The sequence below is a fragment of the Geobacter sulfurreducens PCA genome (genome assembly GCF_000007985.2).
Taxonomy (GTDB): domain Bacteria; phylum Desulfobacterota; class Desulfuromonadia; order Geobacterales; family Geobacteraceae; genus Geobacter; species Geobacter sulfurreducens.
In genome coordinates, this window is the sequence record NC_002939.5 from 3425505 (window position 1) to 3439760 (window position 14256).

Consider the following 14256-nt stretch of genomic DNA (forward strand, 5'->3'; position numbering starts at 1 on the left):
CATCCCGGTCCGCCCTTCGGTTGCGTCGCCATTACCCTTTCAGCGACGCCATATCGATGGAAAAGCGATACTTCACATCCGACTTGAGCAGCCGCTCGTAGGCCTCATTGATCTTCTGAATCGGGATGACCTCCACATCGGCGGTGATGTTGTGCTGGCCGCAGAAGTCGAGCATCTCCTGGGTCTCGGCGATGCCGCCGATGATCGACCCGGAAAGGCTGCGGCGGCCGAACAGGAGAGCGAAGGCGGATACCTCCAGCGGCTTCTCCGGCGCGCCAACCAGGGTGATGGTGCCGTCGCGGCCGAGCATGTTGAGGTAGGCGTTGATGTCATGGTCGGCGGCGATGGTGTCGAGGATGAAGTCGAACGTGCCGGCGTGCTGCTGCATCTCTTCCGCATTGGTGGAAACGATGACCTCGTGGGCACCGAGACGAAGGGCATCCTCCTTCTTGCCCGGAGAGGTGGTGAAAACCACCACCTGGGCACCGAACGCACGGGCGAACTTGACCCCCATGTGCCCCAGTCCGCCGAGGCCGACGACACCGGCCTTCTTCCCCCTGATGTCGCCCCAGCGGCGAATCGGCGAGTAGGTGGTGATGCCGGCGCAGAGCAGCGGCGCGACTCCGGCCAGGTCGAGGGTGGCGGGGACATGCAGCACGAAGCGCTCATCGACCACGATGCTCTCGGAGTAGCCGCCGTAGGTGACCGGCGCTGCCTGGTGCTTGTCCGGCGAGTTGTAGGTGAAGGTGGCGTCTGGGCAGAACTGCTCCAGGTTCGACTGGCAACTCGGGCAGGTGTGATCCGAGTCGACCAGGCAGCCGACGCCGGCAAGATCGCCCGGTTTGAATTTCGTGACAGCGGAACCGACCCTGGTAATCCGGCCGACGATCTCGTGCCCCGGCACGCAGGGGTAGACCGTGGGCATGACGCTGTTCCACTCGTCCCGCACCGTGTGGAGATCCGAGTGGCAGACGCCGCAGAAGAGGATCTCGATCTGCACGTCGCGCTCGGTCGTCTCGCGGCGGGGAATGGTGTCGAGGGCCAGCGGCGAAGCGGCGCTGGCGGCAGAATAGGCTCTGGCTTTGTACATGGCTGATTCTCCTTGGCGGTTTGTTTTTACACTGCCTTGCCCCTCACCCCGGCCCTCTGGGTCTTCTCGCCTCGCCCGTTGGGGAGAGGGACGATGAGGGGCAACATGACTATCTCCCGGTCAACTGCTCCAGCTTTTCCGGGTACCGGTTACCCTGGATGGCTATCTGCGCGGCAGCCGTTTCGATCGCGGACAGATCCGCTGCGGTCAGTTCGACGGCGAGTGCGCCGATGTTCTCGTTCAGGCGATCCAGCTTCGTGGTGCCCGGAATCGGCACGATCCACGGCTTCCTGGACAGCAGCCAGGCCAGGGCGATCTGGGCCGGGGTCGCATTCTTTTGTTCTGCAATCCTGCCGAGCAGATCGACCAGGGCTTGGTTCGCCTTCAGCGCCTCGGGTGCGAAACGGGGCAGGGTGCTGCGGAAATCGGTGCTGTCGAACGTGGAGTCACCGCCGATCTTCCCGGTAAGGAACCCCTTGCCGAGCGGGCTGTAGGCAACGAGGCCGATGCCGAGTTCTTCCAGAGCCTGCAGCAATCCCTCTTCCGGGCGCCGGAACCAGAGCGAGTACTCGTTCTGCACGCAGGCCACCGGCTGCACGGCATGGGCACGGCGGACCGTCTCGATGCCCGCTTCCGACAGGCCGAAGTGCTTGACCTTCCCTTCCCGGATCAGTTCCTTTACCGCCCCCGCCACCTCTTCGATCGGCACCGCTGGGTCGACCCGGTGCTGGTAGAAGAGATCGATGACGTCCGTCCGCAGCCGCCTGAGCGACGCTTCGGCGACCGCCCTGATGTGCTCCGGCCGGCTGTTCAATACCGGCCCCTGCCCCTTCATCGCCCGCGGATCGACACTGGTATCGAACCCGAACTTGGTGGCGATCACCACCCGTTCGCGCAACGGCGCGAGCGCCTCACCGACCAGTTCCTCGTTGATGAACGGACCATAGACCTCCGCCGTGTCGAAAAAGGTAATGCCCCGCTCCACGGCGGTCCGAAGCAGCGCGATCATCTCCTCCCGGTCTTTTGGAGGTCCATACGAAAAGCTCATCCCCATGCAACCGAGCCCGAGCGCCGAGACTTCCAGACCGCTTTTCCCCAATAGTCGTTTGTGCATCGTTTTCTCCTTTCACCCGCGTTCCCTTTCGGGTGGTTAAAACGTACCCCAGGCGAGGCGAGGGACGGTAGACCGATCCTGCCTGATTCTTGCCTGATCGCGCGACGGCTCGACAAAGGGGTTGAAGAAAGAAGGGAAGGTCCGTAGGATGATACGCGGAGGTAGCGATGCAACATAGGGATGACACTGATCGGATCGAGTGCTGCGAGTTGACAGCCGCGCTGGAAGGACTGGTAGCGAGAATTGCCCGATGGACCGAGACGGAGGAACGGGTCACCACCGCGGTGCCGGGCTTGTTCCTCTTTCGGAAGGAACATCCAACCGAGCCGATGAGCGGCATGTACGAGCCGAGCATCTGTCTGGTCGCGCAGGGGGCGAAGCGGGTGCTGCTCGGGGACGACACATATGTGTATGACGCCCGCAATTACCTGATCACCTCGGTGCACCTGCCGACGGTCGTGCAGATCACTGAGGCAAGTCCCGAGCAGCCATATCTGGGACTCAGCATGCGGCTCGACCAGCGGGAGATCTCGCAGCTGATGGTTGACAGCAATCTGCCGCCCCCTCCGCCACAGCAATCGACCCGCGGGATGGCGACCAGCGACGTGACGCTGCCGCTGCTCTCCGCCTTTCATCGCCTCATCGACCTGCTCGGCGAGGAAAAGGACATCCCGATCCTCGCGCCGATCATCCAGCGCGAGATCATCTACCGGCTGCTCGTCGGCGACCAGGGGGCCCGGCTGCGCCAGATCGCCTCGGCCGGAAGCCAGAGCCAGCAGATCGCCCGGGCCATCGAATGGCTGAAGGGAAACTTCACCCAGCCGCTCCGGATCGACGATCTCGCCGAGCAGGCCCGCATGAGCAGCTCGACCTTTCATCATCACTTCCGCTCGATGACCGCGCTGAGCCCCCTCCAGTACCAAAAGCACCTGCGACTGAACGAGGCACGGCGCCTGATGCTTACCGAGCGGTTCGATGCCGCTACCGCGGCATTCCAGGTCGGCTATGAGAGCCCTTCGCAGTTCAGCCGCGAATACAGCCGGCTGTTCGGAGCGCCCCCGCTGCGGGACATCGCGAGACTGCGTCAAAGTCCGGTCGCTGAATAGCCTGATCACCGCCAGGGGGCAGATCCGCCACGGTGTCGATGCTCCGGGTCAGTGGCGAACGATAAATCGGCCGGAGCCTTTTCGGATCAATGGTCTGCCCCCCAAAAAGCGCTTGCAAATCACCGGGTGGAACCGCATAGTTCCCATGCTCGGACATGAGGTTCACGGAAAAGGAGCGATGGCCATGAAAATCCGTAAAAAGATTCTCGATTTCGAGTACGAAGAGGTCCTCGATGCCCGGACGCGGGAACTGATCCGGGTCGGCTGCGCCGTGGCAGTGGGGTGTCCTACCTGACTGAAGAAACACTTCGCGGCCGCGAAGGAGGCCGGCGCCACGGACGCCGAGCTAAAGGAGGCCCTGGCCTACGGGATCATCGCACCATCCGGGCGGGCCAAGAATTTCGTTCTGAACATGGCCGGGGAACTGGAACTCGGTGACTGACAGGGAGGCTTAAGAAGAACGGATGGCGAAGAGAGGGTTCAGGGCACGGTACGCAAGGGAACGGAGCAAACGCGCCTCCATCCGCCGCAACGTTATGAACCTGTCGCTGCCGGTACTCCTGTCCTCGCTCTTCCAGCGGCTCGTGGCCATCGTCGACATCTTTCTCGTGGGGGGGCTGGGAGCCGCGGCCATTGCCGCCACGGGACTCGGCCAGCTTCTCGTGTTCGTGACGATGACCGTGTTCTGGGGGCTTGCCACCGGCACCACGGTAGTGATCGCCCACCTCCGGGGGGCGGGACAGCGCCGGGAAGCGCGGCGGGCGGCCTTTGCGGCGAGTCTCGCCTGCGCCGGCATGACGGCGGCGGCCTCCGCGCTCGGCTGGTTCTTCAGCGACGACCTGGCCGCGTTCCTCGGTGCCCGGGACGACGTGCTCCACCTGGCAGCCGGCTATACCCGGCTGGTCTTCCTCTATCTTGCCTTTACCACTGGCCTCAACATCCTTTCGGCCATCATGCACGGCATCGGCAACACCCGCACGCCCATGCAGGCCATTATCTTGGTCAACATTCTCCACGTGCTCATCGCCTGGCCCCTCATCTACGGCAAGCTCGGTCTCCCCGCCATGGGGGTCACCGGCGCGGCCATCGCCATCAATGCTTCCGAGGCCATCGGCTTTCTCTACCTGCTGGTGCAAGCCCTGAGGCTGGACTACATCCGCATCGGCCGACCCGACACGGGACTCATGGGCCGCATCTGGCGAGTGGGGTGGCCCGTGGCCCTGGAGCGAATTGCCCAGCAGGGGGGACAGCTCTTCTACTCGAAATTCATCATCGGCTACGGCACCGCCGCCTACGCAGCTCACCAGATCGGACTCTCCATCGAATCCCTGTCCTTCATGCCGGGTGCGGGCATGGGGATCGCCGCCGCCACCCTCATGGGACAGGCCCTGGGGGCAAAAAAATACCGCCGGGCGCGGATCAGCCATCGTGAGGCCCTGCGCCTGGCGGTTATTGTCATGGGGACCATGGCGGCCGTCTTCCTGACAGTACCCGGGCCGCTCATCGGGCTCTTCACCCGGGACCCGGCGGTCATCGAAAACGGCATTGTGTTCCTGCGGCTGGTGGCCTTCGCCCAAGTGCCGTTGGCCCTCTCCTTCGTCTATGCCGGGAGCCTGCGCGGCACCGGCGACACCTTCTACGTCTTCCTGGTCACCCTCGGCGTCATGTGGGGGGTGCGGGTCTTTCTCTCATGGGTGGCGTCCGACTGGTGCCACCTTTCCCTCTACGCCGTCTGGGGCGTCTTCGTCATCGACTGGTACGTGCGAGCCGCCGCCTTCTGGTGGCGGTACCGCCAGCGGGACCTGCACGCGGTCATCATCTGAACCGAAGCGGGCGCGGCTTCGACATCGTGAAGGCCCGCCCCGTTCCCTACTTCTGCACCCACCTGCCGTTCTGGAGCTGTATCCACCACCCCGGCCGGGCCTCCTCCCGCCTGGTGTCGGCATAGGTCGCCGCCGCCTTGGGGAGCACCTGACTGAGGGCCTGCTTGGATTCCTTCTGTTTGTTGAGCCTGATGATCGCCCGGGCCATGCCGGTGATGACGGTCTTACGGTTGTCGTTCTCGGCCTTGACCACCGCGTCGTCGCCGGGAGCCGCCTTTGCCGCGTCCCTCATGGTCACGAGCCCCTGGTTGGTCTCACCCACGACCCCCTGGCTCCGGAGCTGGTCGAGCTTGGGCAGGCGTGCCCGCATCTCGTCATAGGCCTTGAGCACCTCAGGCATGCTGGACAGTTCCACGGCCAACTGATCCGCATAATCGTCAGCCGCCCAGGCTTCGGTCACCAGCGACAGGGACGGCAGACTGTTCCACAGGCGGCTCTGGGGCTTGTCCGCCGGCGGCTGCCCCTCGGCCGGTTTCTGGTCGGGCGCGGGCTTCTGCTCCCCCTCCCGTCCAAGGAGCATATCGTCCAGCGACTTGTAAGCCTCTTTGACGGCCTTTTCGGGGAAATACACATTGACGGTAATGATGGCGCAGGCGGCCAGAAGGCCGCAGAGCCCCATCAGGGTTCCGGCGAAGAGCTTCCTGATCATCGCTTCCTCCTTGCTGATTAGCTACCGTGCACTATATCACATGAAGCCCCAATTGGAAGGACTGCGCCGGCGAGTGGCATCAGTCGCGCCACTGAAACTCCATCTCCACCGGCTTTTCGGCCGGTGCCGGCTCCCCGGCCACCGCCTTGCCGCGGGTGGCCGCCTCCTTGATGGCTCCGAACAGGTGCGTCAGGGCAATCCGGTTCTGGACCGGGGCGACCGAAACGCTCAGGTCCTTGATGCCGAAGATATTCGTATGGGCCAGGTCCAGGGTCGTGAAGGTGAGATACCCGTTCTCCAGGTAGGCGCTGACTTCGCCCCGATCGTAGGGACGGTCGTCGCGAAAAAAGAAGCCGCGCAGCTTTTTTCCTGCCAGGCGCTGGAGGAATTCACGGGAAAGAAGCATGCGCTCGCGAGTCGACTCCCGAGCCCAGAGGTCGGTGAAGCCGGTGAGCCCGTCCATCCCGGCCCCTTGGCCGTGGAGGCTGAGCAGGCCGTCGACCCGGCCGGAAACGTATCCGCGGATCTTGGGGACTGCATCGCAGAGTCGCGCAAGGCTCAGGTCGTAAACCAGAATATCGCCTCCGTAGACGATGCCTCCCCGGGCCGTCACGAACCCTCTCCCCAGAAGTTGTCCCTCGTAGAGCCCTGACCGGAGCGAGCTGATCTCCAAGGTGCCGTTGGCGGCCCGCAGCCCCAGGGTCGTCTCTCCCAGCTCCAGGGGACCGAAGCGGATCTTCCCCACGGTGAGAGTATGATCCCCGGGGCCCTGTTGCCGGAGCATTTCCTGCAGGCGGGCAAAATTCTCCCGACTGAAACTCAGCTCCTGGCGGGGGCGCTTGGCCGCTTCGGCAGCCGTCCGGAGCGAGAAGGGAATCGTCCCGCCGATCCCGCTGACATTGAGTTTCTGGGACGGAAAATCTAAGCGGACCCCGGAGAGCGTCGCAGTCCCGTCTACCATCCCGGCTTTTCCCGCCAACGCCACCTCGGCAGCGACGGCCACATCTCCCTCCAGGGTCGCCTCCTGCACCGGCCGCGGCAGGACATTGATCAGGGGGTCCACCAGGGACGTGAGAGAGGTACGCGGCAGCGTTACGGAAAATGTCCCTGTCCGCTCCGGCGAACGGAACCGATCCATGCTTCCCGCAATCCGAACGGAGGCCCCTTCTCCCAGAACGGCCACCGCCTCGCGCAGGTCGAGCCGCTCCCCGGCCACCCGGGCCGCCACCCGGGCTTCCGCACCGGACAGGAGCCGCTTACCCCCCGCTCCGTCCAGGGCTATGCCGGATGCCCGTGCTTCGAGCCCGCAGTGCAGCCCTGCTCCCCCCGCAAAGCCGCCGTCAACACTGATGGTGGCCTCCCCCCCGGCCACTGCGGGAATCCGGCCGGTGGCGGGCATTAGTGGAGCGATGGCCGCCAGCTTCGCCTGCCGAAGCGAACCGGAGAACCGAAGATCCTCCAGCGGGGACCGTGCGGGAAAATCGATCCGGGCACTAAGTGCCCCCCCCAGCAGATGCCCTCCCACCACCGCTTCCCCCTTCTCCCGGCCGAGCGTGAACCTAACCGAGGGCGCGCCGATGGGTTTCCCCTGCAACGTCAGGTGCGCCGCCGCCCCGCTCCCTTCCACTTCCGGCCAGCCCGGCGTGCCCCCATGATAGGTTCCCCGGATGGATGCATTGATTCCTCCGGCCCCTCCTGTTCCGTGAGTCACTGCTCCCTCCGTCACCTCCAGGGTAAAGGGGCGGACTGTCCCTGCCGGCGCGTCCGGCAGCCGGACCACCACCAGCCGGGCCGTACCGGCTGAGGGGCCAAAGCGAAAACGGGGGGCGTCAAGCATCAGTGAACGGCCGTCAAGCCTGAACGGAGCCGCCAACTCTCCCTGACGGCCGCCGTAGGAGGCGTCGTCGAGCAGAAGTGTGCCGGCGGCAGACGCGGCGCCCTGGCGCCAGGCAAAACGGGCGCGCAAGTCACCCTTCCCGAGAGTGGCCGGCTTTCCCTTGATCGACAGGGCTGCGCCGTTCACCGCCGCAGCGAGTTCGCCGACAAAAGGACCGCGAACGCCGCCCGCCAGATCCAGGGAAAGCGCAGCGGTGCCGCGCTCGGGGCGCAGGCCGTAGGGTTCCAACCGAGTGGCGGCAAGCATGAGGGACGAGGAAGGTACCCGCAAAGAGAGCTGGAGTGGCTGCGCCGCCGTCGGCCTGAATCGCCCGCCCCCCTCCAACGGGATACCCATGACCCGGCAGGACATGCCGGCAACCCGTGCCTCCGTCGGCTTAAAGTGCGAGGACACCTCCGCCTCGAACGGAATGCGGAGTCCATCGACCATGACGTCTCCTGCCGTCCGGGGCGAGAGCAACTGGCCGGACAGGCGCCATCCCCTTGCCGCAGGGGATACGGAAACCGTCCCGTCGACGTCCCGGGCGACGACCCTCGCGCCCATTGCAATGGTCCCGCCACTCAGTGTCACAGCACCGTCAACGCTGGTTACCCCCCGTGCGCGGTCGCCGACAACCCGTATTCCCCGCGTCCGGAGCATCCCCGCCGTGACGATACGCGTGCCGGACGCCGGCAGGAAACGTCCCAACCGGGCCAGATCCACCTCGTCAAGAGTCAAACGGGCGTCAAAGCGCCCCTTGCGCCTTACTTGTTCCATGGTCCCCGTCAACCGGGCCGCGACGAGATCGCTCAGAACCAGATCCAGGCGGTCGAGCACAGCACGGTCCGCCTGCATGTCATAGGAAACCGCTGCCTGGAGATTGCCGCCCAGCGGAATCCTCTGTCCCCGGGCCATAAGCACACCATTCTGCACCGCGCCGCCCCCGTCAATACGGATCATGCCCTCCCGCAGCTGAGCCCGTACAGCCAAGGAACCGTGGGCTCCGGCGAGGTCTAGGGCCCGGCCGCTGCTCCGCTGCGAAAAGGATGCGAGGGTAATAGACGGGGCGGAGAGGGTAAGATCAAAGGCGGGGCGGGCCCCCATGCGACCCCGTCCCGCCAGGCTGAACCGGTTTCCGGCGGCGTCGGCAAAAGCGAGTTCAAGCCGGGAGTCGGTCGTCCCCTGCGTTGACAGGTCGCGCAGATTCAGATCGATCCCTTCCATGCGATGGCCTTCGACCGCCAGGCTACCCCGGCGCACCACAACCTCTCCGATGCGGGTATCCGGGGCAGGCTTTTTCCCCTTCATTCCCGTTGCCAGGCGCGCCAGGTTCCAGGTACCGGACCGATCTCGCACCAAGGTAAGGCGTACCCCGTCCAGAATGATGCGGTGCAGGGTCCGCTCCCCGCGGATGAGGGCTCCCCAGCGGGGGACAACGGTAACGGCATCAGCTGCGGCGAGGACGCCTGCGGGGAACCCCGCAGGGTTGCCGATGGCAATGCCTCTGACGGCAATGCCCATGCCCGAGGTATGGAGCGCGGTAATGGTAACGGGACAGCCAAGGGTTCGGGAAAGCAGGCGGGACAGGTGACGTGTGGCCAGGGGAGACGCCAGATAGAGCTTAACCAGGATCAAGATCAGGAGACAGAGGAGAAGCACCGCGACCACCGCCATTGCCATGCGGCGACCGCCCCGGCGTTGTGGTGTCTCCATCTGGTCAGAATGCGGCATTGGACTGTCTCCCTCCGAAGGAGACTGTAACCGGTAAGCACTGCCCTGGCAAGGGAGGGCAGGAAAAAGAGGGGTGCAAAAACGACGGTGCGATTGAGGTCCGGTCGAAGACGGCGTGACGACGGGCGCGCTCCCGAACCATCCGTTATGAATTCGTTTAAAATGAAAAAGCCCCGCAATAAGGGGGCTTTTTCATCCTTTGTGAAGGGAGAACCCGTACCGTCTGGAATGACGGTGTACCGCCGCTACTTCTTCTTGCCGGCAACCGCGTCCTTGAGGGCCTTGCCCGGACGGAACTTGGGAACCTTGGCGGCAGCGATCTTGATCTCCTTGCCGGTCTGGGGGTTACGGCCGGTGCGCGCCTTGCGGGTGGACACCTCGAAGCTACCGAAACCGACCAGGGTCACTTTGTCACCCTTCTTAAGGGCGTCGCTGACGGCGCTGATAACGGCGCCAACGGCCTTGTCTGCGGCCGCCTTGGTCAGGTTGGCAGATTTCGCTACGGCATCCACAAGTTCAGCTTTGGTCATGGTCAACCCTCCTTTGTTGGTAATTCTGGCAGATACTATAGACAGAAATTTCCACTTTGCAAGGGATTTATTTTCGTCAACTTCATTTTTTTATCGGCGGAAACCCTTACCGTATCAGGTTTTTTGGCCACCTGACGTCCGCAACTCCAGCACTGGCGCGAACTCTACATATTAACATGCTGATATCACAAGTATTTATGGCACACCATCCTCGGAGGATTCACCATCGTAAGCGGTCGGTTCGGTGCCCGCAATGAAGCACTCCTGCACGGCGCCGTCGCTTCCCTCCCGGGCCAGCCGACCGGTGCGGGGATTGATGGTGGCAAAAGTAACGTTGGGAGGCGTCTCGAAGTCGCGGGAAGGAATCCCGGCCACCGCCCGCCGCATGAATTCGGTCCAGATGGGAGCCGCAGCCTGTCCGCCCGATCCGCCGGCCCCCAGGGAGCGCTCCTGATCGTAGCCGACCCAGACTCCGGCCACCAGTTGGGGGATGTACCCCACGAACCATGCATCTTTCATATCGTTGGTGGTTCCGGTCTTGCCGGCCACCGGCCGGCCGACGGCCCTGGCGCGCTGTCCGGTACCGCTCTGGACAACGCTTTCCATGAGATTGGTCATGATGTAGGCGGTTTCAGGCGCAATCACCGGCACCGCCGTTGACGCCGAGTCCCCGGCCGTGGCCGGAGGGGCGGGCGACGCCTCGAGGGGAGACGATTCGGCCGACGTCATGACGGAGAATCTGGGAATGACCGGCGGTGCTGTTTCCTCAAGAGTCCGCCCTTCCGCATCCTCGACCCTGGTGACGAAGTAGGGGGTGGTCCGATACCCGCCCGAAGCGAACACCGCGTAGGCAGAGGTCAGCTCAAGAGGGGTAAGACTGGAAGAGCCCAGGGCCAGGGTCAGGTTGGCCGAAAGGGGAGACGTTATGCCCAGCTTCTTGGCGTACTCGATGGCATAGTCCACGCCGATCTGCTCCAGGATCTTGACGCTCACCACGTTGATGGAGTTGGTGAGGGCCTCCCGCATGGTCACGTTGCCCCGGTAGATGTTGTCGTAGTTTTTGGGTTTCCAGGCCTTTTCCTTGCCGCTTTCATACTCCACCGGCGAGTCGTCGAAGATGGTGGCAGGGGTAATCCCCTTGTCCAGGGCGGCGGCATAGATAAGCGGCTTGAACGCGGAGCCGGGATTACGCTTTGCCTGCAATGCCCGGTTGAACTGGCTTTTGCGGAAGTCGTACCCCCCGACCATCGCCTTGACCGCGCCGGAGAGGGGATCCAGCGCCACCACTGCCGCCTGGGCCTCGGGTTCCTGATCAAGGGCAAAGACAGCCCCTTTCTTGTCCGCGTCGGGGGTAACGACCGATACGAGGATCACGCTGCCGAGCGACAGGAATTTACCCTTCACCTCCTGCTTGCCCCAGGCGTTCACCAACTGCACCTTGCCGGCCCAGGCCATATTCTTGCGCGAGAGAGTGCCGGTGCGGTCACCGACCCGTACGGTCACGTCCCCCCGGACGGGGTCCACGGCGGTGACCACCCCCTGGTAGGTGGCTCCCTGCTTGAGAGAAACAGTATCGATGCCGTCTTCCACCTTATCGCAGACTGCAGCCACCGCAGCCTCGGCCAGATAGGCCGTTGCGCCGCGGAATCCCTGCCGCTTGTCCACGTTCTTGAGACCGTTCACCACCGCCTCATAGGCCGCCTTCTGCATCTCGGCGTTCATGGTGGTGTAAATCCGCAACCCTTCCTTGTAAAGCTGCTCCTCACCGTAGCGGTCTTCCAAGGCGATCCGGATATGCTCCAGGAAATAGGCGGACTGTTCGCTGTTGACCTTCTTCATGGACTGGATGACGATGGGAGTGGCCCGGGCATGATCCGCCTCGGCCTGGGTGACGTAGCCTTCCTTTACCATCCGTTCAAGGACATAGGCCTGGCGTTCCCGCGCCCGGTCAAGATGCTTGATGGGAGAATAGGCGTTGGGGGCCTTGGGCAAGCCTGCGAGCATTGCCATTTCGGCCAGGTTCAGTTGCTCGACGTTCTTGCCGAAGTAGGTCTCCGCCGCCACCTGGACGCCGTACGAACCGGCGCCAAGATAAATCTGGTTCAGATATATATAGAGGATATCGTCCTTGGAAAGCCGCTCCTCCATCCGTTTGGCGAGAACCGCCTCCTTGAGTTTGCGGGTGTAGCTCTTCTCGGGGGTAAGGAGCATTGACTTGGCCACTTGCTGGGTAATGGTCGATGCCCCCTCTTTTTTGCGCAGGGAGATGAGGTTTTTAACCGCGGCCCGGACAATGCCCACGTAATCCAGACCCTTGTGCTGGTAGAAGTTGGAATCCTCGGCCGAGACAAAAGCCTGGACGAGCCGGCGAGGCAGCTTCTCCACCGGCACCACCGTCCGCCGTTCCAGATAGAACTCTCCCACCAGGCTCCCATCGTCGCCGAAAACCTGGGAAACGATGGGAGGCTTGTAATCGGCCAACCGGTCCACTTTCGGGAGGGTCGCCATGAGGTAGAACAGATATCCCCCCAGCGCGAGCAGGGCTGCCACCGCAAGACATATCGATGTTATAGCAACAATTTTCAATGGACTTTTGCCCCGTCGACGGTTTATGTTCCGGGGACCGGGGTTCTGCCTACCAACTGTCATCGAGCGCCACCAAATTCCCTGATTTGAAGATGTTGAACCCGTAACGTGTCACCTTAGCGCAGAGGCGTCGAACAGTTCAAGAAGATTATGGTAAAGGAGGATGAACAGGAGCCATGAGCAAAAAACTCACGTTTCAGCACTCCCTGGCCGTATGTATCGGCATTCTGGCAGGAGCCGCCGTCCTCGGCGCAACGGCCCACGCGGCGGAAATCGTCCCCTTCAGAACCATAAACATGAGCCCTCTGGCACTCATCCACCCCGCCCCCGCGGCCGGAAGCGCCCGGTTGCTCGCACCGCGGGAGACAGAGGTAACGCTTATTGCCGATGCCGCCAACAACTTCGCCATCGACAGCAACGCCAACGAATCGGTCCACCTGGACGGCGAAACCTACCGCGTGGCGCTGGACCTTCGTTACGGCGTGGCCCCCTGGTTCGAGGCGGGCATCCAGGTTCCCTTCATCGGCGCATCAGGCGGGGCTCTGGACAGCTTTGTGGAAGGGTTCCACAAGGTGTTCGACTTCAACAACGGCGGCCGGGACAAGTATCCACAGGACGAGCTGCTCTTCAGCTATCATCGCGATGGCACAGAACGGCTCCACTACGACGACGGCGGCTTCGGCATCGGCGACGTCAGACTCAATGCGGCGGTACGGCTTCATGAGGGGACAGGGGAATCGCGGACGTCGCTGGCCCTGCGCGGATCGCTCAAGCTTCCGACAGGGGAGAGCAGCAGGCTGAGGGGAAGCGGCGGGACTGACTTCGCCCTCTGGCTCACGGGCAGCACTGACCTGCCGGTGGGGGAATGGGGGCACCTTACCTTTTTCGGTGCCGGTGGGGGGATGGTAATGGGTGATGGGGACGTGCTGGCCGACCAGCAACGGAACGCGGCGGGATTCGGCACCCTCGGCTTCGGCTGGAGCCCCGCTTCCTGGATCGCCCTCAAGGTCCAGGGAGATTGGCACTCCGCCTTTTACGGCACATCGGGTCTCCGGGAGCTGGGCAGCGACACCATCACCATCACCAGCGGCGGCACCATCGCCTTTTCGGACCGGACCGCCCTTGACATCGGGGTGGCGGAGGACGCAAGTGTCAAGACGGCGCCGGACGTGGTGTTCCATCTGGCACTGTCACACCGGTTCTGAACCTCAGGGGGCCTTGCGCCGCTCCTCCCGGATCATGTCGACGGCAAGGAGCGCCACCCCCACGCAGATGGCCGAATCGGCCACATTGAACGCGGGCCAGTGATACGTCTTCCAGTAGACGTCCAGGAAATCGATCACCTCGCCGAGCCTGACCCGGTCGATGAGGTTGCCGAGGGCGCCCGAGAAGATGAGCGCGAGCGCGGCGGCCGCCAGGTGCTGGTCGTCCCGAAGCTTGCGGAACGTAACAGCTATCACCCCTAGGGCCACCACCGAAACCAGGATGAAGAAGGGGAGCCGGTAGGAAAAATCCGCCAGAAAGCTGAACGCGGCCCCCCGATTCCGCAGGTAGGTGATGCTGAACAATCCGTCGATAACAGGAATCGACTGGTAAAGATCCATGGTGCGGTCGATGAGGACCTTCGTCGCCTGGTCGAGAACGAGGGAGCCCAGCACCACTGCATTGAAGATGCGATAGGTCGGCTTCAT

11 protein-coding genes are annotated in these 14256 nt (G+C 63.5%); 4 read left to right on the top strand and 7 right to left on the bottom strand.

Annotated features, from left to right (window positions below; translation table 11 throughout):
• Nucleotides 1-31 precede the first annotated feature (31 nt).
• Nucleotides 32-1090: an NAD(P)-dependent alcohol dehydrogenase gene (locus GS_RS15700; protein ID WP_010943746.1), complete on the bottom strand. Its 1059-nt coding sequence runs from the start codon at nt 1088-1090 to the stop codon at nt 32-34.
• 109 nt (nt 1091-1199) lie between these two features.
• Nucleotides 1200-2204 (bottom strand): aldo/keto reductase, encoded by a 1005-nt coding sequence (locus GS_RS15705; protein ID WP_010943747.1) that lies wholly within the window; start codon nt 2202-2204, stop codon nt 1200-1202.
• A gap of 167 nt (nt 2205-2371) precedes the next feature.
• Between GS_RS15705 and GS_RS15710 the strand changes: the two genes are divergently transcribed.
• From GS_RS15710 to GS_RS15715, 3 genes are all read left to right on the top strand, one after another.
• Nucleotides 2372-3310: an AraC family transcriptional regulator gene (locus tag GS_RS15710; RefSeq protein WP_010943748.1), complete on the top strand. Its 939-nt coding sequence runs from the start codon at nt 2372-2374 to the stop codon at nt 3308-3310.
• A 184-nt stretch (nt 3311-3494) separates the two neighbouring features.
• Nucleotides 3495-3752, top strand: coding sequence for a GSU3128 family (seleno)protein (locus tag GS_RS17730; protein WP_255296099.1), 258 nt, complete (start codon nt 3495-3497; stop codon nt 3750-3752).
• 22 nt (nt 3753-3774) lie between these two features.
• A complete protein-coding gene (locus GS_RS15715; RefSeq protein WP_010943751.1) occupies nt 3775-5133 on the top strand; it encodes an MATE family efflux transporter in 1359 nt (452 codons plus the stop codon).
• Between the two features lie 46 nt (nt 5134-5179).
• On the opposite strand, the gene GS_RS15720 is transcribed toward GS_RS15715, so the two are convergent.
• The 4 genes from GS_RS15720 to GS_RS15735 all read right to left on the bottom strand — a co-directional run bounded on the left by GS_RS15720 (nt 5180) and on the right by GS_RS15735 (nt 12628).
• Nucleotides 5180-5842, bottom strand: a complete 663-nt coding sequence (locus GS_RS15720; RefSeq protein ID WP_010943752.1) for a YdbL family protein — start codon at nt 5840-5842, stop codon at nt 5180-5182.
• Between the two features lie 79 nt (nt 5843-5921).
• The gene (locus GS_RS15725; RefSeq protein ID WP_010943753.1) at nt 5922-9449 is read right to left on the bottom strand and encodes a hypothetical protein; all 3528 of its coding nucleotides are present in this window, start codon (nt 9447-9449) and stop codon (nt 5922-5924) included.
• A 245-nt stretch (nt 9450-9694) separates the two neighbouring features.
• Nucleotides 9695-9979: an HU family DNA-binding protein gene (locus GS_RS15730; RefSeq protein WP_010943754.1), complete on the bottom strand. Its 285-nt coding sequence runs from the start codon at nt 9977-9979 to the stop codon at nt 9695-9697.
• A 195-nt stretch (nt 9980-10174) separates the two neighbouring features.
• A complete protein-coding gene (locus tag GS_RS15735; protein WP_010943755.1) occupies nt 10175-12628 on the bottom strand; it encodes a penicillin-binding protein 1A in 2454 nt (817 codons plus the stop codon).
• Nucleotides 12629-12741: 113 nt separating this feature from the next.
• On the opposite strand from GS_RS15735, the gene GS_RS15740 reads away from it, so the two are divergent.
• The gene (locus GS_RS15740; protein ID WP_010943756.1) at nt 12742-13770 is read left to right on the top strand and encodes a DUF3187 family protein; all 1029 of its coding nucleotides are present in this window, start codon (nt 12742-12744) and stop codon (nt 13768-13770) included.
• A 3-nt stretch (nt 13771-13773) separates the two neighbouring features.
• Here the strand turns inward: GS_RS15740 and lspA are convergent, their stop codons facing one another.
• A complete protein-coding gene (gene lspA / locus GS_RS15745) occupies nt 13774-14256 on the bottom strand; it encodes a signal peptidase II (protein ID WP_010943757.1) in 483 nt (160 codons plus the stop codon).